Raw genomic sequence first — 22,124 nt, 5'->3', positions numbered from 1 at the left:
GGCTTAATCTGGCGGTTCGTCATTGATCTGATAAGCTGGGCGATAAAGGACAATCTGATAAGGAATAGCGGACAATGCTGCGTGGGACACTGGCCGAACTCGAGGCGGTCGTTGCTGTGGCCACGCACAGCGGTTTTCGCGCCGCAGCGCGTGAACTGGGCATATCCTCCTCCGCACTCAGCCAGCAGATCGCGGTTCTGGAAGCCCGCATCGGCGTGAGGCTATTCAACAGGACGACACGCAGCGTAGTCCTGTCTTCCGCCGGTGAGCAGTTCGTGGCCGAGATCGCACCGGCGCTGGCGGCAATCCGCAAGGCGGTCGATCTGGCGGATGAACATCGCACCGAGCCGAGCGGCACCCTGCGGATCAACACCTCCGTCGGTGCGGCGCGCATGGTGCTCAATCCAGTTCTCCTGGAGTACAGGCGGCGCCATACGCAAATGGCGGTCGAAATCGTCACGGAGGGCGCGCTGGTCGATATCAATGCGCAGGGCTTCGATGCCGGTATTCGCATTCGCGAGACCGTGCCGCCGGATATGATCATCCAGCCGATCAGCCGCTCCGTTCGCCCCGTTATCGTCGGCTCTCCCGGCTATTTCGAGCGGCATGGCAGGCCGAAAGTGCCGGCCGATCTGAAGAACCATGATTGCATCCGGGCGCGTATGGCGAGCGGTTCTCTCTATCACTGGGAATTCGAACGGCACGGCGAGGCCTTCACCTTGGATGTTCCGGGCCTGCTGACGCTTGACGAGAGCGACCTGATGCTGCGGGCCGCACGGGAAGGCGCCGGCCTTGCCTATCTCAATGCGTGGCAGGTCGCCGCGGACCTTGCTGATGGCACATTGATTGAGGTTTTGGACGACTGGATCGCTCCCTATCCGGGTCTCTGCCTCTATTATCCCGGCCGGCGCCATATTCCGGCCAAGCTGCGGGCGCTGGTCGATCTGGTCAGGGAGGTCGCCTGGGACTAGCGTCGCCGTATACCGTGAACCCACCGTCTTTACGCGCTAGATCACCACCGCCTGCAGCACCAACAGGATGGTCGACAATGGATTTCAACCCGATCGCAACGCCGCTTTGCCTTGCCATACGGGAAAACCTTGTCCATGCCGCATTCCATTATCCTCTCCAATCTGTCCTGGTCCACTTCTGACGGTCGTCCGCTTTTCTCCGATCTGAATATCGTTTTCGGTCCCGAACGGGCCGGGCTCGTCGGCCGCAATGGTGTCGGCAAGACGACGCTTTTGAAATTGATCTCCGGTGAACTCCCGCCGGCTTCGGGATCTGTCACGGCATCCGCAGGCATCCACATCTTGCGTCACAGCGTACAGGTCGCGGAAGGGGCCACCGTCGCCGATCTCTTCGGTGTCCGTCATGCGCTGGCACTACTCGAGCGCGCTCAGGCAGGCACGCAACGCTCGAGGAATTGGCCGATAACGACTGGATGCTGGAGCCGACTATCGAAGCGGCGCTTGCGCGTTTCGTCCTCTCCATTCCTTTGTCGACGTCGCTCGCTCGGCTTTCCGGCGGCCAGCGCACCCGTGCCGCACTGGCTGCCCAGGTCTATCACGCACCTGATTTCCTGATCCTCGACGAGCCGACCAACAATCTCGACCGGGACGGCGGGCGGCAGTGATCGAACTTCTCGCCGGCTGGCGCCAGGGCGCGATCGTCGACAGCCACGATCGGGAGCTTCTGTAAACTGTCGATGCGATCGTATAGCTGACATCGCTCGCCATCAGCCGTTATGGCGGAAACTGGAGCCATTACCGGGAAGGCAAGGCTCTTGAGCTTGCCGCGGCCCGGCATGATCTGGCCGACGCACAGAAGCGGCTCGGCGACGTCGAGCGCAAGGCACAGGAGACAGCGGAGCGGCAGGCGCGTCGCGATTGCGCAGGAAAAAGGAAGGCGGCAGAGGGCGGCATGCCGCGAAACTCGGCTGCCGGCCGCGCCATGCGTGCGGAGCAGACTGGTGGCGAAAAAGCCGAGGCCGCAAGCCGAATGGCGCGAGAGGCGAGGGCCGATGTGTCTGCTGCCCGCGACCGCCTGGAGGTTCTCGATCCCTTCAAGGTTTCGCTGCCATCCACGGGTCTTGTGGCGTCGAGGACGGTGCTGCGGCTGGACAAGGTGACTGCGGGTTATGCAAGCGATGCCCCAGTCCTCTCCAATGTTTCGCTGACAATGACTGGTCCCGAGCGGCTTGCCGTCATCGGCTCGGTCGGCACGGGCATGACGAGGCTGCTGTCCGTTATCACTGGAGGCCTGGCACCGTTTTCAGGGTCCGTCAGGGTCGAGTTGCCATGCGCCTTTATCGACCAGAAGTCAGCCTGCTGCACCTGCAGCTGTCGATCCGGGACAATTTCATGCGGCTCAATCCGGGAGCCAGCGAAAATGCCTGCCGGCGGCTCTCGCCCGCTTCATGTTTCGTGGCGATGCCAGCCTCAGGCAAGTGGGACAATTGTCGGGTGGGCAGATGCTGCGCGCCGGCCTGGCCCGTGTCCTCGGTGGAGAAAGGCCGCCCCAACTGCTTGTTCTCGACGAACCGACCAATCACCTCGATCTTGACTCCATCGCCGCCGTGGAGGCGGGGCTGGTCGCCTATGACGGTGCGCTTCTGGTGGTCAGCCATGACGAGGCTTTCTCGAGGCCATCGGCATCACCCGGCGTTTTCTGCTTGGCGCGCCGCGTGGAGCGTAAAAAAGCCGCGCCTTTTTGGGCGCGGCTCAGTTTGATCGGAGATCTGCGGGGCCTTAGTGTGAAAGGGCTTTTGCTGCCTTCTCGATCACACCGGCAACTTTTTCGGGCTGAGAGGCGAAAACGGCGTGGCTTGCCGCAATCTCGGTCACATCGCTGCCCGCACGCCTCGCCATGTCGCGTTCGAGATCGGGATTGATCGAACGGTCATGGGTGGCGACGACCGTCCAGCTCTTGCGCGTCTTCCAGGCCGGCTCGCTGATTTTCGCCGCGAAAGCCTGCTTGGCGGCTAAGACCTGCGATCTGGCGAGAAATTCGGCGTCCTTCTTCGGAAGGTCGCCGCCAAAGTCACCCGCGAACGCTGCGGGGTCCAGATAGAGATTTTTCCCATCCTTCGTTTCGCGGATGTTCATTCCGCCGCCAGGTTTGGAGCTTGCAAGATCGAACAGGCTTTCCCCCTTTTCGGGCTGGAAGGCCGCCACATAAACGAGGCCTGCAACATGGGGATTGTTGCCAGCCTCGGTGATGACCATGCCGCCATAGCTGTGGCCAACGAGGAGCGACGGTCCGTCCTGAAGATCCAGCACGCGGTTGGTGGCGGCGACATCATCGGCGAGAGAGGTGATCGGCTCCTGCACGATGGTGACGTTGAAGCCGCGGTCGACAAGGATTTCGGTTGCCTTGCGCCAGCCGGAACCATCGGCAAGGGCGCCATGCACGATGACGATGTTCTTCACCTCTGCAGCCTGCGCGGCGAAGGCGATGACACTGGTGGCAAATGCGATGGCTGCCATGGAGATAAAACGGCGGTTCATGTCGTGATCCTTTGTTGTTGGAATAGGTGAGGGAAAGGGTTCAGCCGAAGGTGAAGGCGTAGGCCTGCACGCCCGGATCGAGAAAGCGGATGCTGAAGGTTCTGGGCGTGACGTCGCCAGACTGACGGACAAGCTGGTAGAGGCGGGTGGATGTGACCGTGCCATTACCGTCGGCATCGGTATCCGTGCCGTGGTCGGCGCCGGGCGCATGGCCGTCGATCGTCACCTGAAAACGCACCGGTTTTCCAGAGCCGTCCGACCCCAGCACGAGATGCAGGTCGCGGGCGCTGAACCGGTAGGTGATGGCGCCGTCGCTCTTGTCGAGGGTCGCTTCTTCCGCGCCGACAGTCCAGCTGCCGGAGAGACCCCATTCGTTGAGGCTTGGCGTTTCAATCGAATAGGTTCCGGAAGAGCCGGGACGAAGGCCTTCGTTCGAGGCAAAGCCGGTGGCCTGCCGGTAACCGATATAGGTCTCGCCGGAGCGGATATCCTTCAGGTCGGCACTCGCTTCTGCGCCTTTTGCCTCAGGCTTGACGGGCGCAGTGGTGGCTACGTCGCTGCCGGCTTCTCTTAGCAGATCCTGTATCGCCTGTTCGGTCCGACCATAATTGCCTTCGCCGAAATGGTGGTAGCGGATATTGCCCTTGGCATCGATCAGATAGCTGGCTGGCCAGTAGCTGTTATTGAAGGCACGCCAGATCCTGTAATCATTGTCGATGGCGACGGGATAGCCGATCTTGAAGTCGGACGTCGCCTTTTTGACGTTGTCGATCTTTTTCTCGAATGCAAATTCCGGCGCATGCACGCCGATCACGACGAGACCCTGATCCTTGTATTTCTCGGCCCAGGCGCGGACATAGGGAATGGTGCGGATGCAGTTGATGCAGGAATAGGTCCAGAAATCGACGAGCACGACCTTGCCCTTCAGAGCTTCCGCGGAAAGCGGCGGCGAGTTCAGCCATTCCACGGCGCCGCCCAATGAAGGCGCGCGTCCCTCGACGGGAAGGTCGGCGTGAAACAGCTTGCCGTTGCGGGCGAGAATGGAATTGTCGGCGCTTGCGACCTCCATGCCGCCTTCGGCTTGCCGGGTGTGGAGACGATCGAGAACCGCCTGTTCGAAGGAAGACGTGCTGGCATATGAAAGCTTGGCGAGGAGGCCGGTGTCGAGGCCGAGCGCAATGACGCCGACACCTGCTATGACAGCTGCGCCAAGGACTTGCCGAATACGCTCGCCGACACCCAGAGACCGCTTCAAGGCGGCAAAGATCCGCCCGCCTGCGAAAAGTGCGAGGGCAAGCGAGGTCGCAGCCCCTGCAGCATAGGCGACGAGAAGGACAGTGGTTTCAAGATTGGCACCCTGCAGGGCGGCACCGGTCAGCACGAGACCGAGGATCGGCCCGGCGCAGGGCGCCCACAGGAGGCCTGTGGCAATGCCCAGAAGCAGAGAGCCCGCGGCCCTGGGAACGCTGCCCGGCTTTCCGGCCGCGTTCATCAGGCGGTTGCCGAGTCCGACCACAGGCTGGCTCAGGAGCGTGGCGATGCGGGGAGAGATGAGGCCGAGGCCGAACAGCGCAAGCAGCAACAGCGCGGCAAGCCGCCCGAATTCATTGGCCTCGATGGCCCAGCCGCCGCCGATCGCAGCGAGTGTCGCGACGAGCGAAAATGTCGCGGTCATGCCTGCCAGCATGGGCAGCGTGCTGCGCAGGAACGGCTGTCCCGCACGGGCAAAGATGAAGGGAAGGATCGGCAGGATGCAGGGGCTCAGGATGGTGAGCGCCCCTCCGAGATAGGCAATGACGAGAAGCGTCATGATCATGTCCTCTGAAGCCCTTGGTGGATCTTGGCGCCGCCGACATGGGCGTGATCGGCAACTGCGCCAATCTGGTCGGGCGCAGGTATCCGGGATGTGTCCGGCTTCAGGGAGAAATGTATCGGAGTGTAGGAGGCGACCCCGCCGCCATAATAAGAAACGATCAGGCGGGCGGGACCGGCCATCTCGTCGTCTTTTCGCGCAGGCGAGGCGAGGTCTTTGTATCGAACTGTATCTCGGCGGCGTGCCGCTACAGTTGCTTGCAGTTGAGCAGGTCGCAGGACATATCGACAATACATACGGGCTGTTTCTTGGGGATCGTCATCAACGCGAACCGGAGAAAACCCATGACCGATATGTTTCAGCTTCAACGCCGCCGCTTCTTTGGCCTGGCAGCCATGACCGTCGCAGCCGTCGAGCTCGGCGCCACTTCGCTGGCCAATGCTCAATCCGCCGCAGCCGAATCATCTGGCAATTCGCAAGGCAGGCCGGGTGGCCATACGAAATTTGCTGCCCTGAAGCAGGTCGATGCCGGTGTCCTCAATATCGGATATGCAGAGGATGGCCCGGCAAATGGTCCCGTCGTCCTGCTGCTGCACGGATGGCCATACGACATCTACAGCTATGTCGATGTTGCGCCGATCCTTGCCGATGCCGGGTATCGGGTCATAATTCCCTATCTGCGCGGTTATGGCACGACACGGTTTCTCTCTGCCGAAACGCCCCGCAATGGCCAGCAGGCTGCACTTGCGGTCGACATGATCGCGCTGATGGACGCGCTCAAGATCGAGACCGCGATCGTTGCCGGTTATGACTGGGGTGCGAGGACTGCGGATATCATGGCCGTGCTCTGGCCGCAACGCTTCAAGGCGCTAGTGTCCGTCAGCGGCTACCTGATTGGCAGCCAGGAAGCCAATCGCGCTCCGCTTGCGCCCAAGGCCGAGCTTGCCTGGTGGTACCAGTTCTATTTCGCCACCGAACGCGGCCGTGCCGGTTACGCCGCGCATACCCATGATTTTGCGCGTCTCATCTGGCAGACGGCGTCGCCCACCTGGAAGTTCGATGACGAAACCTTCAACCGCTCCGCCAGCGCATTCGACAGTCCCGACCATGTCGATATCACCATCCACAATTATCGCTGGAGGCTCGGACTGGTTGCGGGCGAGGCGAAATACGATGCCTATGAGGCGCTGCTTGCCAAGGCACCGGTCGTGACCATTCCCACCATCACCATGGAAGGTGACGCCAATGGTGCCCCGCATCCTGATCCATCCGCCTATACCGCCCGGTTTTCAGGACGCTACGAACATCGCACGATCGGCGATGGCATCGGTCACAACCTGCCGCAGGAAGCGCCGGCGGAATTCGCCCGCGCGGTGCTCGACGTCGCGAAATTCTAGACGCCACGAATTTCCGGCTGAACAGGTTGCTGCGGTGCATTTCCCGGCTTCGCGGCGGCCGCATCCAGCGCTAAATGGGAATGCCTCGACACGCAGCAAAGACAGAGGATGCGAGAACCCGAGATGGAGCATATCGACCATATCCTGATCGTCGACGACGATCGCGAGATCCGTGAACTGGTGTCGAGCTATCTGAAGAAAAACGGCCTGCGCACCAGCGTCGCGGCCGATGGCCGGCAGATGCGCAGCTTCCTGGATGCCAATGCGGTGGATCTGATCGTGCTCGACGTGATGATGCCGGGCGATGACGGGCTTGTTCTCTGCCGGGAGCTGCGGGCCGGCAAGCACAAGGCGACGCCGGTCCTGATGCTGACCGCCCGCGACGACGAGATGGACCGTGTCATCGGGCTGGAAATGGGTGCGGACGACTATCTGCCGAAACCTTTTGCTGCACGCGAGCTCCTGGCCCGCATCAAGGCCGTTCTTCGCCGCACGAGAATGCTGCCACCAAACCTGCAGATCAGCGAGGCGGGCCAGATCCTGACCTTCGGAACATGGCGCCTCGATACCGTCGGCCGCCATCTGCTCGATCCCGAAGGCACGGAGATTGCCCTGAGCGGTGCCGAATATCGGCTGCTCCGCGTCTTCATCGACCATCCGCAGCGTGTTCTCAACCGCGACCAGCTCTTGAACCTGACGCAGGGCCGCGATGCGGAACTGTTTGACCGTTCGATCGATCTTCTCGTCAGCCGCGTCCGCCAGCGGCTGGGCGACGACGCGCGCGAGCCGACTTATATCAAGACTATACGTGCAGAAGGTTATGTCTTTGCGGTGCCGGTGGAAATTTCGGAGCCCAGGACATGACAGAGCCGGCGGCGGACAAGGCGAGCCGGTCTTTCGCCTTCTGGCCGGGCACCCTGCGCGCGCGCCTGTTTCTCATCCTCTTTTCAGGCCTTGCTATTGCGTACGGCCTTTCCTTCAGCATCCTGTTTTTCGAGCGCTATACATCTGCCAAGGCCGTGATGCTCGGTACGCTCGAAAGCGACCTTGCAACCTCGATCGCGGTGATCGACCGGCTGCCGGCGGCAGAACGTCCGGCATGGCTCGATCGTCTCAGCCGCGGAAACTATCGGCTGGAGCTTGGAACCGGTGTTCCTGGTGTTCCCGACATGTCGGGACGTGGAGCCGACATCGCCGCTCGGATCGAGGACGCCGCGGGTCAAAAATTCCCACTGACCGTACAAGCCATTCCCGGTGAGAATGGCAGGCTACAGGGTCATCTGACGCTTTCCGACGGTTCCCCGCTTACGATCGACGTGACACCGCGCGGTGTGATGCCGCTGGCCAGCTGGCTGCCTTATGTCTTTACGGTGCAGATGCTGCTGCTCGTCCTCTGCACCTGGCTTGTTGTGCGTCAGGCATTCCGGCCGCTTGGCGATCTCGCCGCCGCCGCCGATGCGCTTGATCCGAATGCCAAGGGCAAGCCGATCAGCGAGACCGGTCCGCGCGAGGTGGCCCATGCGGCGCGGGCATTCAACGCCATGCGCGACCGGATCGCCCATCATCTCGAGGAGCGGGTGCAGATCCTTGCAGCCATTTCCCACGATCTTCAGACGCCGATCGCCCGTATGCGGCTGCGCGTCGACATGGCGGATGATAGCCCGGAACGCGACAAGCTGGTCAGCGACCTGCGCGAGATCGAAATGCTGGTAAAAGATGGGATCGCCTATGCGCGAAGTTCGCATGGCAATGGCGAGAAGACGTCGCGCATCGACCTTTCGTCCTTCATCGACAGCATTGCCTATGATTATCAGGATACGGGCAAGGCGGTGACAGTGATCGGCCCCGTACAGGGCACGATCACGACCAAGCCGCATGCGTTGCGACGTATCCTGACCAATGCCATCGATAACGCGGTCAAGTTTGCCGGTGCGGCGGAGCTGAGCGTCGAGCGGAAGCAAAATGGCGAAACGGTCCTGAGCATTCTCGATCGGGGGCCGGGCATACCTGACGAGATGCTGGAGGCCGCTATGCGGCCTTTTGTGCGGCTGGAACAGTCCCGCAATCGCGAGACCGGCGGCACGGGACTGGGGCTTGCGATCGCCCAGCAACTGGCCACGGCCCTTGGCGGCAAAGTGAAGCTTTATAATCGCGACGGCGGCGGGCTTGCCGTGGAACTGACATTGCGATGATGACTGGCGCCGGTGTTCCGGCGCTCATTTTTGGATCTGCCGGGTCCCATATACTGTTTGTTACATTTCACCGGTTGTCCTGAAACAGCGCAGATACTCCAGCGGGCCAAAAACCTCCCTGTCAGCGAACAACGCTGGCCTGGCTTAAAAGGAGTTTTGCCATGCCGAAGATCGACAATGTTCTTTATACCGGACGGACCCACACCACGGGTGGACGCGAAGGTTTCGCACGCAGCGACGATGCCGCGCTGGAGGTAAAGCTTTCTTCTCCGGGAAGCGGTCGCCCCGGTACCAACCCGGAACAGCTGTTCGCCGCCGGCTGGTCGGCATGCTTCATCGGCGCCATGACCCGCGCTGCCGGAACGCGGCAATTGCGGCTGCCGGCGGATGTCGCCGTCGATGCGGAGGTTCACCTCGGGACGAGCGAGGGCGAGTTCTTTCTGCAGGCCCGCCTGAATGTCAGCCTGCCGGGCATGGATCGGGATGTCGCACAGGCGATCATTCATGATGCCCATCAGCTTTGCCCCTATTCGAAGGCCACTCGTGGCAATATCGACGTAGAGCTTAATCTCGCATGAGGATTGATCATCCTCTGACAAGTATGCTGATGGCTGCCCCCCTCATTCTGGCCGCGCTGATGACACCATGCGTCCTCGACGCAACGTCGAACGAGGCTTCCGTCATCGCTGCCGCCCTCATAAAGTGAGGGTGGCAGCTAGGCCCGTGATGCCCGGAACGGAGTGATTGGTGAGCGTCAAACCAGTCTAATTACACAGTCAAGGACGCGCCATGACCGGTTCGTTGAGAAGTCAGTCTGCAACGTCTGCTCCCGAGACCTTGAGGTCTCATAAAAATGCCTTACGCCGAGTCCTGTTTTCGCTCTAAATTCAGAAATTTGCAGATACTTAGCAGATCTGCGATGTCGGGTCGAAGGTTCGGTTTGGCTCAAGAGCATTAATCCTCACTACGGTCCCCAGAACTCCCCTGTCTGCGCATAAGACTTCTGTGGTGGGCGATGAAAGCCCTAACCGACGGATTGACGTCGCTTTTTCGATACACGACGGCGAGATCGGTCGTCACGTCATTGTCGATCAGCGGCACGTAGCGCAGGCCGGGAAGCCGAAAGCAATCCATGCTCTTCGGCACCAGCGCGATGCCGATACCGACGGCGATCATGCTGGCGATGGTCGTGAAGTCGCGGCCGTTCGAATTAATCTTCGGCTTGAAACCCGCCTCGCCGCAGGCATCAAGCGTATTGGCATGGAAGCCGATATCGCTCGGCTGGCGCGGCGTGATGAACGTTTCTTCCTGAAGATCGCGAAGGCGGATTGCAGCCCTGGATGATTGTGGATGGGTGGCCGGCAGCGCGGCGACCAGTGGCTCCTTCAGGACGACCGTGGCGTTGAGTTCCGAAGGGATTGGCGCGGGCGGGCGGATATAGCCGAAATCGAGTTCGCCTTGCCTAATCTTCTCCAGCTGCTGGCGCATTTCCAGTTCCAGTAGGTGGAGTTCGATATCCGGCAGGGCACGCCGGAAGGAGGCGAGCGTGTCCGTCAGGATGCCAGAATAGGCCGCAGACGCGACGTAGCCGATGGTGATCCTGCCCGTCTCGCCGCGGCCGAGGCGCTTGAGCTGGGAAAGCGTTTCATCGGCTTGCGCCACGATCTTCACCGCGTCCTCGAACAGTGCATTCCCGGTGGGGGTCAGTTTGACAGCGCGCTTGGTGCGATCGAGCAGCGGCAGGCCTACGATTGCCTCCAGAGCGATGATTTGCTGGCTGAGTCCGGGTTGTGCAATGCCGAGCCTTGCTGCCGCGCGCTCGAAATTTCGCTCCTCAACCAAAGCGATGAAGTATCTCAAATGCCTCAGTTCGAAATTGGTGGCACGTTGTCTGCCTGTGGTCGTCATCGGCTTTGGGTCGCTCATTGCTGTCAGGTCTCATTTCAGACTTTAAACTTCTGAAAATTGCTACTCCCATTTATTGGATTTGTGTCCGCGCTGTCGATAGAAAGATGATCGATCAGATTATTCCGCGGGGGCGGCATGCGTTTCATCCAATCTGATCTCTTAGCTGATAAAGGCTGGCCTGTTGCATGTGCAATTCGACACAATCCATCCGTTTCTCGATGGTAATGGTCGTATCGGCCGCCGGGCTTGTAACCCTGTATCTTTGCATGAACGGCGTGCTGCAAAAGCCGCTTCTCTACCTTCAGCCTCTATCTGAAGTCCCATCGGAGATAATATTATCGGTTGCTGCAGGAGGTTCGCGAAAACGGAAACTGGGAAGCTTGGTTGGACTTCTTCCTCGCAGGCGTCGCCGACACTGCCAATCAGGTCTGTCCGCACCAACGGTTAACGCCGCGCTCGCAGACCTGGAGCGATTGGGCATCGTTGATGAGGTCACTGGCCGCAAGCGTGCCCGTGTGTTTAGTTATAGACGGTATCTTGCAATCCTGAGCGAAGGCACCGATCCTCTACCTCTCAGTTCATGAAGAATAGGTGGGCCAAAATTTCGATCTTCATCAAGAGATTAAATACGACCTGCAATTATTCTGCGGGTGATGCCTCCAACTAATTTGCAAGTCTCGAAAACACCTTCTGTAACTGTTCCAGTGGGACGGGTTTCGTCAGATGGAAATTGAAGCCGGCCTCGGACGCTAGTTCCTTGTCGCGATCCTGGCCCCAGCCGGTCTGCGCGATTATGGGCGTGGTCAGAAACTCAGCCTCGCTGCGAAACGCGCGGCAAACCTCATAGCCATTCATGCCGGGGAGACCAATATCGAGGAGAATGACGTCAGGATGGTAGTGCCTGGCTGCATCAAGCGCCTCCCGACCGTCGTGGACTGCCTCGAATTCGTGGCCGATATCTTCCAACATCATCCCCAACGTGTCCGCGATAATCGGATTGTCGTCAACGACAAGCACCTTCAGCGGTCTGAACGAAGGGATGCCGGTCGATAGCTGTTCCGTTTCTGCGGGAAGTTCCGATGCAGGCAACGAGGGGAGCCTGATCGTGAAACGGCTGCCGGTCCCCGGCCCCGCACTAAATGCCTCCACCGAGCCACCGTGCATTTCGACGAGCTGCTGGACGAGGGCAAGGCCGATGCCGAGCCCGCCCTGGGAGCGTTCTAGATGGTCGTCTATCTGGGTGAAAAGCTGGAAGACCTTGGCCTGCATGTTTTCCGGAATCCCGACCCCGTTGTCGGTTACCACGATGACCACTTGGTCGCCTTCCGTTCGCACGGTGAGGGTGACCTTCCCGCCCCGCGGAGTGTATTTGGCGGCATTGTTCAACAGGTTTGACAGGGCTTGGGACAGGCGGACCTGATCGCCATCAACCCATTGCGCGCCGACCGGCAAATCGATCGTCAAGGCGTGCCTTGCCCCGTCGATCAGAGGACGACTGGCTTCGGTCGCGGAGTTGACGATCTCGTCGATCCTGACCGGAGCTTTTCGAAGTTCGATCTTTCCCTGACTGACGCGTGACACGTCAAGAAGATCATCGATCAGCCGAACGAGATGAACCAACTGTCGGTCCATCATGTTGCGGATTTCGCCTGCATTCTCACCATTCGGGTTGCGTTTCAAAATGTCTAGCCCATTGCGCAGGGGAGCCAGCGGGTTGCGCAGTTCATGGGCAAGTGTTGCCAGGAACTCGTTCTTGCGTCGATCGGCATCCTTCAATGCTTCGGCCTGCAGTTGCAGTTCGTCACGCTGGGCGGCGATTTGTTGCCGCTGTAGGTAGAGTTCGAAGAAAACCTCAGTCTTGCTGCGAAGGATATCAGGTTCGATCGGCTTCTGGATGAAATCGACGGCGCCCGCCTCGTATCCCTGAAACCGCCAGCGGCTGTCCGCTGTGTTGCCGGCCGTGACGAATATAATCGGCACCCGGCGTGTGCGCTCATTCCCGCGCATCAGTTCGGCAAGCTCAAAGCCATTCAAGCCTGGCATCTGGACGTCAATCAGCGCCAGCGCGACATCATGCTCTAGGAGAAGCTCCAATGCCTGATCGCCGGAGCGAGCCTTGAGCAGGTTCAGGTCTTCCCGGCGCAGCAGGGCCTCGAGAGAGATCAAGTTCTCTTCGAGATCATCGACCAACAGAAACGAAACCTGGCTCATTTCAGCCGATCCTCCTCAAGTATTGGGATATTCCGTCAAGCGACATGACTGTCGCATTGGGGCAGAGCGCCAGGCCTGCCTCGGGCATGGCAGCAGCAAAAGCAGTTTCAGGGTCTTGGACGATCACGTGCCCGCCGGCGTTCGCAATCGCCAAAAGGCCCCTTGCGCCGTCCTGATTGGCGCCGGTCAGCAGGATGCCGACTGAACTTGCACCAAAGACGTCGGCGGCGCTTTCGAACAAGACATCGACCGACGGCCTGGAGAAAAGAACCGGCTCCTCATTGGTGAGGCCCAGCGTTTCGAAGTCCTCGACCAACAGATGGTAGTCCGGCGGTGCAAAATAGGCGGTCGCGGCCCGCAATGGTTCCTTGTCCTCAACCTCGATTACCCCGATCCGGCATTTCGCCCCGAACAGCTCGGCAAGAACACTGCGCTTGTCGGGCGGGATATGCACGACGATAATGATTGGCAACGGAAAATCGCCTGGCAAATCCGGCAGGATGGCGGTAAGCGCCTCCAGTGCTCCAGCCGAAGCGCCAATGACGATTGCCCTTGGGCAGGCAGCGCTCATCTGCTCACCCTCTGATAGATTTTTTCCTCGCGCACGAATTCTTTGAACTCTTCGCCATGCGCCGAGAATCGAAGGCTTTCCTTCGCGCCGATCCCCAGGAAACCCTTGCGCGCCAACGAATCTTTAAAAAGACCGACCGCTCGATCCTGCAGCGGCCGGTCGAAATAGATCATCACATTGCGGCAGGAGATTAGGTGCATCTCGCCGAATACCGCATCGGTGACGAGGCTATGGTCGGAAAAAACGACACGTTCTCGAAGCGTTCGGTCGAAGGAGACCCGGCCGTACCCTGCGCTGTAATAGTCGGAAAGTGAGGACTTGCCGCCCGACTTGCGATGGTTCTCCGTGAACAGCTGGATCCGGTCCAACTCATAGACGCCGGCCTCGGCCATTCGCAGCGCATCCTGGTTGATGTCGGTGGCGTAAAAGATGGTCCGGTCTTCAAGACCCTCCTCGCGAAACAGGATCGCCAGCGAATAAAGCTCCTCGCCGCAGCTGCAGCCGGCAACCCAGATCTTCAGCGATGGATAGGTCCTTAGATGGGGAACGACATCTTCGCGGATGGCGCGAAAATAGCCGGGATCTCGAAACATCTCGCTGACCTGGACCGTAAGATAGCCAAGGAGACGCGGAAGCATCGTCTCGTCATGCAGCACACGCTCCTGCAGGGCCGAGATCGTCGCAAAACCCATCTGATCACGGGCCTGCCTCAACCGACGCTTGATCGACCCCATCGCATAGTTGCGGAAGTCATAGTGGTAGCGGACATGAAGCGCCTCTAGCAGAAGCCGGATTTCAATGTCCTCGACTTTTTCGAAGGTCTCGATCACCGCGGCATCCACACACGTACGAGTGAGAGCAGCTTCTCCACATCGAGGGGCTTTGCCATGTAATCGTTGGCTCCGGCCTCGATGCAGCGCTGCTGGTCGTCAGGCATCGCCTTGGCGGTGAGCGTGATGATCGGCAGCTTCTTCCAGTCAGGATTTCTTCGGATCGTGCGGGTAGCCGTCAGTCCGTCCATGACGGGCATCATGACATCCATCAGGACGAGATCGATGGCCTTGGCCGCATCGCCCTGCGACTGGCCAAGCTTGTCGAGCGCCTCCTGGCCGTTGCGGGCGATCTCTATGACGGCTCCGCGCGGTTCGAGAATGTTGGTCAGAGCATACACGTTGCGAACATCGTCTTCGACGATCAGGATCCGTCGGCCTTCCAGCAACGCATCCCTGCTGCGCGCCTTGCGGATCATCTTCTGCTGCTCATCGGGCAGATCCGAAACCACCTGATGCAGAAACAGCGAGACCTCGTCCAAAAGCCGTTCCGGTGATTTCGCACCCTTGATGATGATGGACTTTGAGTAGCGGCGCAGTCGCTGTTCTTCGTCTGCAGACAGTACCCGGCCGGTATAGACGATCACAGGCGGGAAGGAATGGCTGCTGTCGGCGCTGATGGTTTCCAGAAGCTGGTAGCCGGACGCGTCCGGTAGCGAGAGGTCGAGTACCATGCAGTCGAACGTCTGCTCCTTCAGAAGCGTCAGGCATTCGGCCGCCGTGCCCGCCCCGATCGTCTCGACATCATGGGAGGTGAGCAGCTTCGCCACGGCTTGCCGCTGCACCTCGTTGTCCTCGACGATCAGAACGCGGTGGACACCTTGCGACAGCTTAGCGTCCAGTTTCTGCAGAACCTCGACGAGCTGTTCGCGCTGAACCGGTTTCATGACATAGCCGACAGCGCCAAGCGACAGTGCGGTCTCGGCGTAGTCGTCGGCGGAGACGATGTGGATTGGAATATGGCGTGTGCGCACGTCGCGCTTGAGCCGGTCGAGCACCGACAGTCCCGACTGATCCGGCAGACCGACATCTAGGACGATGGCGCTTGGCATATGCTGCCTTGCAAGGTCCAGGGCGTCATAGGCCGTGCCCGCAACAAGCGCCCGGAAACCCATTTCGCGGGCGAGGTCACGGAGGATCGCCGAAAACGTATCGTCATCTTCGATCACCAGCAGGGTACGCCTGCCATCGCTCGGCGCTGCCCGATCGTCCTCGACGATCTCATGGCGACTGATGCTGGATGGGCGTGCTTCCTCGACAACAGGCCGTGGTGCGGCGATCGTTTCGGCCGTTCGAATATTCCGGGGGAGAACCCGGGAGGGATCATAGGAAACTGGCACGATGACGGTGAACGTGCTTCCCTGGCCGTGACGGCTGGTCAGGTGAATGGTGCCGCCGAGCAACCGGACAAGTTCTCTCGAAATCGACAGTCCCAATCCCGTGCCGCCGAAGCGGCGGCTGATTGTTCCGTCTGCCTGATGGAAGGCTTCGAAAATGCTGTTCTGCTGCTCCTCGGCAATGCCGATGCCCGTATCCGATACAGCCAGTGCCAGCTGCCCGTCGCCAGCCCTGCGAAGGGCGAGGGTGACCTTGCCCTTTTCGGTGAACTTGAAGGCGTTAGACAGCAGGTTCTTGATAACCTGCTCGAGCCGTTGCGGATCGGTTTCAATGACCGCAGGTGCCTCCGGGGTCATTTCGATATCGAACTCGAGTTCCTTCGACCTGGCCACGGGATCGAACAGCTGTCGGATACTTCCCGCCATCCTTTCGAGGGAAACCGGCTCCGGAGTGATGTCCACATGACCGGCTTCTATCTTCGACAGATCGAGGATGTCGTTGATCAGGGTCAGCAGGTCATTGCCGGAAGACTGGATGGTCTGGGCGTATTTGACCTGTTCCTGGGTCAAGTTGTCGTCCGGATTGTCGGCGAGAAGTTTGGCCAGGATCAGTGAGGAATTGAGCGGCGTGCGCAGCTCATGAGACATGTTGGCGAGGAAATCCGACTTGTAACGGCTCGCCTGCTCGAGTTCGCGCGCCTTCAGCTGAACCGAGGCATTGACCTTTTCGAGATCGTCGCGCTGACCTTCCAGCTGCTGGGCCTGTTCTTCGAGCTGGGAATTGGTCTGCTCGAGTTCCACCTGCTGCTGTTCTAGCCGGGCCTGCGATTCCTTCAGCGCCCGGCCCTGTTCTTCCAGCTCTTCGTTGGAGACTCGTAGCTCCTCGCCCTGGACCTGCAACTCCTCGGCTTGCCTTTGCGTTTCGCGCAGCAAATTCTGTAGGTCGCTGCGGTACTTCGCTGAGCGAACAGCAGTGGCAATCGACGCAGATGCCTGATCGAGAAGGGTAAGGATCTTCTCATCGATTGCGCGCAAGAAGCCCAGTTCAATCACGGAGTTTACTGCCCCATCGACACCGCCAGGCGAAATCAGGAGATGCTTGGGTTTGTTGGTCCCGAGTGCTGATCCGAAGGTGAGATAGCCGTCTGGCACGTCGGAGACCAAGATCGGTTTGGCTCCCGAAACCGCCTGCCCCAAAAGGCCTTCACGCGGTTTGAATCGATCTGGCACGCTTGCGTTTTCCCGAACACCCCAAGTGGAGGCGAGCTCAAACTCATCTTCGCCCTGGACGAAGATTGCGCCGGCGACGGCACCTGTATAGCGAGCAAGGAATTCCAGAATGTTGTCGCCGAGCTCCTCGATGCGCCGATCACCGGTGACCGCGGCATTGAGGCCAACTTCACCAGCCTGTAGCCAGTCCTGACGTCTTCTCGAAAGGGTTGATTGGCGCATCAGGGCGGCGATCGCCAGAGTAAGAAGTATACCAAGGAGGCCAGCAAGAATACTGCTGGCAAAAGCCGTCGTGTAGGCACTTTCCATTTCGGCTAAACGTTGAGCTCGCAGGCGGGCTTCTTCCTGCCGCATGGAAGTCAGTTGAGCGCGAACCGCATCCATCTCGGCCTTGCCGCGGTCGGAGTTGACTACAGCAAGAGCCGCATCGACGCCCTGTGTCCGTCTCAGGTCGATGCTCTCGCGCAGTTCGGAGAGCTTTGCATCGACATGAGACCGGAGCATCGCCAAACGTTGTTGTTGAGATGCATTGTCGCTGATCATGTCCCCGATTGTCTCGACACGCTTGGGAATTGCGGTGATCGCCGCGTTATATGGCTCAAGATACCGCTCGCTGTTGGTTAGAACAAACCCACGCTGCCCTGTCTCTGCGTCCTGGATCAGGGAGAGCAGATCTGAAAGCCCGACGATGACTTCGTGTGAATGGACGACACGCTCATTGTTGGAACGCAATGCCTGCACGTTATACCAGGAAACGGCGGCACTGATGACGAAGAACGCCAGTGCACCAGCCAGACTGAAGGCGACCGAAGGGTCGAGACCTAGGGTTCGCTTGGAGGGCGCGGTGGCGTAGGTTGTCATGTATTTCTCGATTGGGAGTAAATATTGCGGATCATGGGGCTCTTGAGCCTGATCCCTGGCCCGTCAAGTTGATACAGGAACCGAACCTGTGTCGAGCGGGGCTAATGAGAGATGATTTGGTGGCTTTAGCGTAAACGAATGAACGTCTCGCTGTATCGACGTGCGGTACTGGCCTTAGGCTAGCGCTCCTGGAAATACGGATGCTTTTCCCGTATTCCGGGTTCGCTTGCAACATTCGAAATGCCGATCTTTTCTTGATAATGTCTCACATCACGGCGCGTAACGCGCTTGCGGCCCGATGGTTCCATGAGGTTTGAGAAAAATGTCGGTGATGAGTCCGGGCTGATTGATGAGTTTTCGCAAGAAAGCGGCTTTACCTCACAGAGCGGAGCCGCGCAGGAAGATAAAGGGCTGGTCAAAGAGACAATGCGCGCAGTTGGATCCGCTATTCTGACGATCGCGGGGGATCTTGCACAGTCTGAGCTATCTATCGCAGAAGATGTATCCGCCACAGCAATTGAGCTTCTCTCGAGATACCACATCGCCTTATCCGGGCTATCCCGTCGGCGCGACCCTTCATTGAACTCTTGGAGCAATAAGCATGCTCAACGCTTTTCTCAATCGCGCTTAGCGATATGTCAGCAACAGACCTGCCGCTGACCTATGGCGGTCGCAGGGTTCAGCGGCTGAGGTTGAAACTTGGCAAAAGCTGTTCTCAATACAGCACGATGCGGAGGCCCAAAGCCGATGTAATGCTTAAGAATTAGCTCGCAAAACACGGGTCACCAGTTCCATTCCGCTCAAGACCAAGACGAGTAAGAAAAATACGAGAAATCCGCGTGCATTGCCTGACCGCTCGTATCGTTTGCGGCCATGCCAAAAAATGCGCCGGTGAAGTTGGCGTATTCACCTTCGCCGTTTTCGTCGGACAACGCAGACTGATCGAGAACAGGGCCGATTCTTGTCCAGCCGTCATGCCAGTAGTAGAAGCGTGACGCGGCGCCGCGGACTTCAAGCTTCATGCGGACAGGTCCTTGCGGTGCTGCCACGGATTGCTCGAGCATCAGTTCCGTGTTGCCTTGGGGCCATCCGCCCGGGCAGGAAAGTATCTGCAGCGATCGATCGTACTCCTCATCATGGGTAAGGCAGAGGTAGTGGTATGCAAAGCCGTTATAGTAGTCGTCCAGTCCCGCCATCTGATGATAGCTGGTGGGTTCGGCGTCAACGTCGGTTTCGACATCGAAGTCGAGGTCGGTCTGACGGCGTGCCACAAGTGCCTGCTCGAACGTTGATCCGATGGATTCATGCCCGGTCAGCCGCAAATGGCCCGGACGATCGGAAAGCGAAAACAGTCGATCGGGCAGGGGGCTGCGAAACCATTGGAAATCGGCTGGCAGTCGTTGTGGCGCATCGAAAGTATAGCGAACTGGAGTCGCCTCCGCGTCACTCGCCTTCAATCCACGGGGCCTGGCACTGATGTTTCCGGAACAATCGGATCTGCGTGTAGGCGAATCCATCTTCACCCCAGACGCATTACTGGATGGAGGTCTCTCGGCCGAGGACCGAGCGCCTGACGCCCGGCGGTGGTTTGCTGCAAAGATGTACCATGTAGGTTTCACCGTCCGGGGTGTCGACGATGTCACCGTGGCCAGAGCGCTGCAGAACGACGTCCGGGTTGAAGCGGCTTGTGAAGACATGAGTGTCAGGATGAACCTCGTATGGGCCTGTTATCTCCCTTGATAGCGCCATGGTGACTGCATGGCGCATACCGGTTCCGCCTTCTGCGACCAACAGGTGGTACCATCTCGTCGATAAAGATGCGGACCTTCAGCAAGACCAAGCGACGATCCCTGGGATATGTTGGTGATCGGTCCCACCAGCTTGCCTTGTGTCGCGTCGTATTCCTGAAGCACGATCCCGCCAAACGGTGTCGGCCGTGCGCGGTAGTCCCATGTCAGGTTCAGCAGCCACTTGCGGCCATTGTCGTCGTGGAACAGTGAAGGATCGAAACCGGAGAAATTGAGATAGATCGGCGCCGACCAAGGCCCCTCGATCGTTTCTGCGGTGACAAGGTAGTTGTGACAATCCTTGACGAACCGGACTTGCGCCTGACCATGGTATAGATGACCCAGAAGCGGCTATCTTTATGAGTAAGGCACGGCGCCCCAGACGCCACACGAATTCTCTACGTCGCGCAGATCGAGTTGGTCTGCGCGCTCAAGAGGACGTTTTACCAACTCCCATGACTGGAGATCGTCGAGCGGTAAATCTGTACGCCGGGGTACCACTCAAAGGTGGATGTCGCGATGAAATAGTCATCGCCCACCCTGCAAATCGAAGGGTCGGGGTGAAAATCGGGAAGGATTGGGTTCTGGTTCATTCGTTAACGGATCAGGAGAAATCAGCTTTGAGCTGCGCCAGGGCGGGCGGCAATCTGTGGGCAAAATCTAGGTCCTCACCGGGGATTGCGAGCGGAGCTGAGACTGGTCTTGCCTGTTTGTCGCCACGTAACCGCGACTGCCGTCCATCAGAACGCGCGTATAGGGATGCTGCACCGTATTTTCGAGCAGTTGCTGCCTGGTGGCAATCTCCACAAAACCGCCACTCTGCATGATCGCAACCCTGTCGCAGAGATGTGCGACGACCGCAAGGTCATGGCTGACGAGGATATATGTTAGTTTCTCGCGTTCCCGCAGGTCTTTGAGCAAGTTCAGAATTTCGGCCTGAATGGAGACGTCGAGTGCGGAAGTCGGCTCGTCGAGCAGCAGGATTTTTGGTTCGACAATGAGGGCGCGAGCGATCGCCACGCGCTGCCGCTGACCGCCGGAAAGCTGGTGCGGATAACATTGCTGAAATACATCCAAGCGCGAACAATCGAACCATTACGCCTCATCTAATCGAGGGAATTGCAGGTCATTGGTTCCAATACCTTCAAGGCGCGCTTGTCCAAAAACGCTACGAATCAGGACGCCCCCATCGCCGCTACCCGCAACTGATGATGCGAGGGATCGGCTGAAGGGTGCAGCGGCAATTCGTTTGGCCGTGCGGTCTCAACGCGATTCCGCCCAAGGGCTTTCGCCCGGTACAGCGCGCCATCGGCGCTTGCAAGCATCCCGGCGAGGTCGTGGCAGTCCGGTGCAGCAAGGCCGATACTGACGGTGGCCCCGGTTTTCAAACCCTCTGCCCGAGCGGCTGCGTCGGCGAACCGGCTTGCGATCGCCGAGCCGCGACTGAGAGCTTGGGAATGGTCGCACCGCGGCAGAAGCGCAGCGAATTCCTCACCGCCCAGCCGGACAATAAGCGCGTCGGGCCCCGCTTGTTCGCGGGCGGTTTCGGCGAACAGCTGCAAAACGTTATCTCCGGTCGGGTGCCCATGACGGTCGTTAATCGCCTTGAAGTGGTCGAGGTCGAAGGCGAGCAATGAGACGGGGTCACAATGCCGCGCCCGGAGGATCCGAGATGCCTGCTCAAAAAAGGCGTGACGGTTTACAAGCCCGGTCAACTGATCGGTTTGTGACATGCGGAGCAGATGGAGCTTTTCCTCCTCTCGAATAATCATCAGAAAGGACATCGGCATCGCTACCGAGTACAAGACGGCCTCGTACATCGTCGCCTTCCCGACGATGGAGATAATATCTTGCCCGTACCGCTGAAGGAGAACAGGGGCAATGAACGCTCGGCCGAGGTAGAACACGGCATGGACGGCCGAGATCGATACTGCGATCGGACGTGAGCGCAATCGCTGGGCTGTGCGGCTGCGCAGAAGTATCCATGCTGTCAGGCCGCAGGTCAGCGCGATGGGAATAGACGAGACATGGTTCCAGAAGGCGGCCGGGAAGTGCGTGCCAGCGATCGCCCAGGCGGTGGCTAGGAAGCTTAGGGCTGCGACTGACGACCAGAGATACCGGTGACCGTCGAGGCCGGCGACGGCGTTAAGGACCAGAAGGTAGCCCAACATCATTAGGATGTTGACCGCCCCCATGCCGAGCGCGGCCTCAAAGTGGGTGCGGTTCATTGCAAGCACGCACCCGAGAACGAACGCGAAGAGTGCCGCGGCCAAAATACCGAGCACACGTGCGCGACCTGGATGTGCCTGCCTTTCCCAAAGGAGAAGCGACGCTGACACCAGCAGCGTTCCGACGGTTAGGTACCAAAGGGTTTGTAAATCGATTTGCATTGCTCTGCCTGCCTTACGTCAAAGCCTACAGGGTAGTTTTTATAAGATTCTTTATGTCGCCTCTGATGTCGCCGATATGGTTGGCGTA

The 22,124-nt window shown here is 59.3% G+C and carries 17 protein-coding genes and 4 pseudogenes; 8 read left to right on the top strand and 13 right to left on the bottom strand.

Features of this window, described 5'->3' with window-relative positions:
• The first annotated feature begins 74 nt into the window (after window positions 1-74).
• Window positions 75-971, top strand: coding sequence for a LysR family transcriptional regulator (locus JZX87_RS27840; RefSeq protein ID WP_206829056.1), 897 nt, complete (start codon window positions 75-77; stop codon window positions 969-971).
• A gap of 135 nt (window positions 972-1,106) precedes the next feature.
• A pseudogene (locus JZX87_RS27835) lies at window positions 1,107-2,697 on the top strand (ABC-F family ATP-binding cassette domain-containing protein).
• A 53-nt stretch (window positions 2,698-2,750) separates the two neighbouring features.
• Here JZX87_RS27835 and JZX87_RS27830 read toward each other — a convergent pair.
• The 3 genes from JZX87_RS27830 to JZX87_RS27820 are packed head-to-tail and all read right to left on the bottom strand — an operon-like array spanning window position 2,751 to window position 5,504.
• On the bottom strand, window positions 2,751-3,509 hold the full coding sequence (locus JZX87_RS27830; protein WP_206829055.1) for an alpha/beta hydrolase: 759 nt from the start codon (window positions 3,507-3,509) through the stop codon (window positions 2,751-2,753).
• A gap of 40 nt (window positions 3,510-3,549) precedes the next feature.
• The gene (locus tag JZX87_RS27825) at window positions 3,550-5,319 is read right to left on the bottom strand and encodes a cytochrome c biogenesis protein DipZ (protein ID WP_206829054.1); all 1,770 of its coding nucleotides are present in this window, start codon (window positions 5,317-5,319) and stop codon (window positions 3,550-3,552) included.
• A 2-nt stretch (window positions 5,320-5,321) separates the two neighbouring features.
• Window positions 5,322-5,504: a hypothetical protein gene (locus JZX87_RS27820; RefSeq protein WP_148147917.1), complete on the bottom strand. Its 183-nt coding sequence runs from the start codon at window positions 5,502-5,504 to the stop codon at window positions 5,322-5,324.
• A gap of 162 nt (window positions 5,505-5,666) precedes the next feature.
• Here JZX87_RS27820 and JZX87_RS27815 point away from each other — a divergent pair, with 162 nt between their 5' ends.
• The 4 genes from JZX87_RS27815 (at window position 5,667) to JZX87_RS27800 (ending at window position 9,489) form a co-directional block, all read left to right on the top strand.
• Window positions 5,667-6,719, top strand: coding sequence for an alpha/beta fold hydrolase (locus tag JZX87_RS27815; protein WP_206829053.1), 1,053 nt, complete (start codon window positions 5,667-5,669; stop codon window positions 6,717-6,719).
• A gap of 123 nt (window positions 6,720-6,842) precedes the next feature.
• Window positions 6,843-7,583 carry a response regulator gene (locus tag JZX87_RS27810; RefSeq protein ID WP_206829066.1) on the top strand — a complete coding sequence of 247 codons (741 nt, stop codon included), beginning with the start codon at window positions 6,843-6,845 and terminating at the stop codon, window positions 7,581-7,583.
• Window positions 7,580-8,911, top strand: a complete 1,332-nt coding sequence (locus JZX87_RS27805) for an ATP-binding protein (RefSeq protein ID WP_206829052.1) — start codon at window positions 7,580-7,582, stop codon at window positions 8,909-8,911. Before JZX87_RS27810 ends, JZX87_RS27805 begins: the two co-directional genes overlap by 4 nt.
• A gap of 161 nt (window positions 8,912-9,072) precedes the next feature.
• A complete protein-coding gene (locus JZX87_RS27800) occupies window positions 9,073-9,489 on the top strand; it encodes an organic hydroperoxide resistance protein (RefSeq protein WP_148147914.1) in 417 nt (138 codons plus the stop codon).
• 376 nt (window positions 9,490-9,865) lie between these two features.
• Here JZX87_RS27800 and JZX87_RS27795 read toward each other — a convergent pair whose 3' ends face one another.
• Entirely contained in the window at window positions 9,866-10,837 is a 972-nt protein-coding gene (locus JZX87_RS27795; RefSeq protein WP_286195127.1) for a LysR family transcriptional regulator, read from the bottom strand.
• 145 nt (window positions 10,838-10,982) lie between these two features.
• Between JZX87_RS27795 and JZX87_RS27790 the strand changes: the two are divergent.
• Window positions 10,983-11,403 (top strand): annotated as a pseudogene (locus JZX87_RS27790) (Fic family protein); the annotation flags it as partial.
• 79 nt (window positions 11,404-11,482) lie between these two features.
• Here the strand turns inward: JZX87_RS27790 and JZX87_RS27785 are convergent.
• From JZX87_RS27785 to JZX87_RS27770, 4 genes are read right to left on the bottom strand one after another with little or no spacing between them, the layout of a single operon-like run.
• Window positions 11,483-13,030, bottom strand: a complete 1,548-nt coding sequence (locus JZX87_RS27785; protein ID WP_206829051.1) for a response regulator — start codon at window positions 13,028-13,030, stop codon at window positions 11,483-11,485.
• Between the two features lies 1 nt (window position 13,031).
• Complete coding sequence (locus JZX87_RS27780; RefSeq protein WP_206829050.1) at window positions 13,032-13,601, bottom strand: chemotaxis protein CheB; 570 nt, start codon at window positions 13,599-13,601, stop codon at window positions 13,032-13,034.
• A complete protein-coding gene (locus tag JZX87_RS27775) occupies window positions 13,598-14,431 on the bottom strand; it encodes a CheR family methyltransferase (protein ID WP_353654275.1) in 834 nt (277 codons plus the stop codon). The genes JZX87_RS27780 and JZX87_RS27775 overlap by 4 nt, the downstream gene beginning before the upstream one ends.
• Window positions 14,428-17,859: a response regulator gene (locus tag JZX87_RS27770; RefSeq protein ID WP_206829048.1), complete on the bottom strand. Its 3,432-nt coding sequence runs from the start codon at window positions 17,857-17,859 to the stop codon at window positions 14,428-14,430. The genes JZX87_RS27775 and JZX87_RS27770 overlap by 4 nt, the downstream gene beginning before the upstream one ends.
• A 306-nt stretch (window positions 17,860-18,165) precedes the next feature.
• Between JZX87_RS27770 and JZX87_RS27765 the strand changes: the two genes are divergently transcribed.
• Window positions 18,166-18,519, top strand: a complete 354-nt coding sequence (locus tag JZX87_RS27765; RefSeq protein ID WP_206829047.1) for a hypothetical protein — start codon at window positions 18,166-18,168, stop codon at window positions 18,517-18,519.
• Between the two features lie 140 nt (window positions 18,520-18,659).
• On the opposite strand, the gene JZX87_RS32100 is transcribed toward JZX87_RS27765, so the two are convergent.
• The 5 genes and pseudogenes from JZX87_RS32100 to JZX87_RS27750 form a co-directional block, all read right to left on the bottom strand.
• Window positions 18,660-19,316 carry a beta-xylosidase family glycoside hydrolase gene (locus JZX87_RS32100; protein WP_502711345.1) on the bottom strand — a complete coding sequence of 219 codons (657 nt, stop codon included), beginning with the start codon at window positions 19,314-19,316 and terminating at the stop codon, window positions 18,660-18,662.
• 76 nt (window positions 19,317-19,392) lie between these two features.
• Window positions 19,393-19,889 (bottom strand): annotated as a pseudogene (locus JZX87_RS32095) (family 43 glycosylhydrolase).
• A gap of 200 nt (window positions 19,890-20,089) precedes the next feature.
• A complete protein-coding gene (locus tag JZX87_RS32090; RefSeq protein WP_502711344.1) occupies window positions 20,090-20,239 on the bottom strand; it encodes a family 43 glycosylhydrolase in 150 nt (49 codons plus the stop codon).
• A gap of 67 nt (window positions 20,240-20,306) precedes the next feature.
• Window positions 20,307-20,714, bottom strand: a pseudogene (locus JZX87_RS27755) (ABC transporter ATP-binding protein); the annotation flags it as partial.
• Between the two features lie 107 nt (window positions 20,715-20,821).
• On the bottom strand, window positions 20,822-22,036 hold the full coding sequence (locus JZX87_RS27750) for a GGDEF domain-containing protein (protein WP_206829046.1): 1,215 nt from the start codon (window positions 22,034-22,036) through the stop codon (window positions 20,822-20,824).
• Window positions 22,037-22,124 lie beyond the last annotated feature (88 nt).

It is taken from the genome of Agrobacterium sp. Ap1, assembly GCF_017313375.1.
Taxonomy (GTDB): Bacteria; Pseudomonadota; Alphaproteobacteria; order Rhizobiales; family Rhizobiaceae; genus Neorhizobium; species Neorhizobium cellulosilyticum.
The sequence above is the reverse complement of the archived record's forward strand: the minus strand, read 5'-3'. Positions and strand labels throughout refer to the sequence as shown.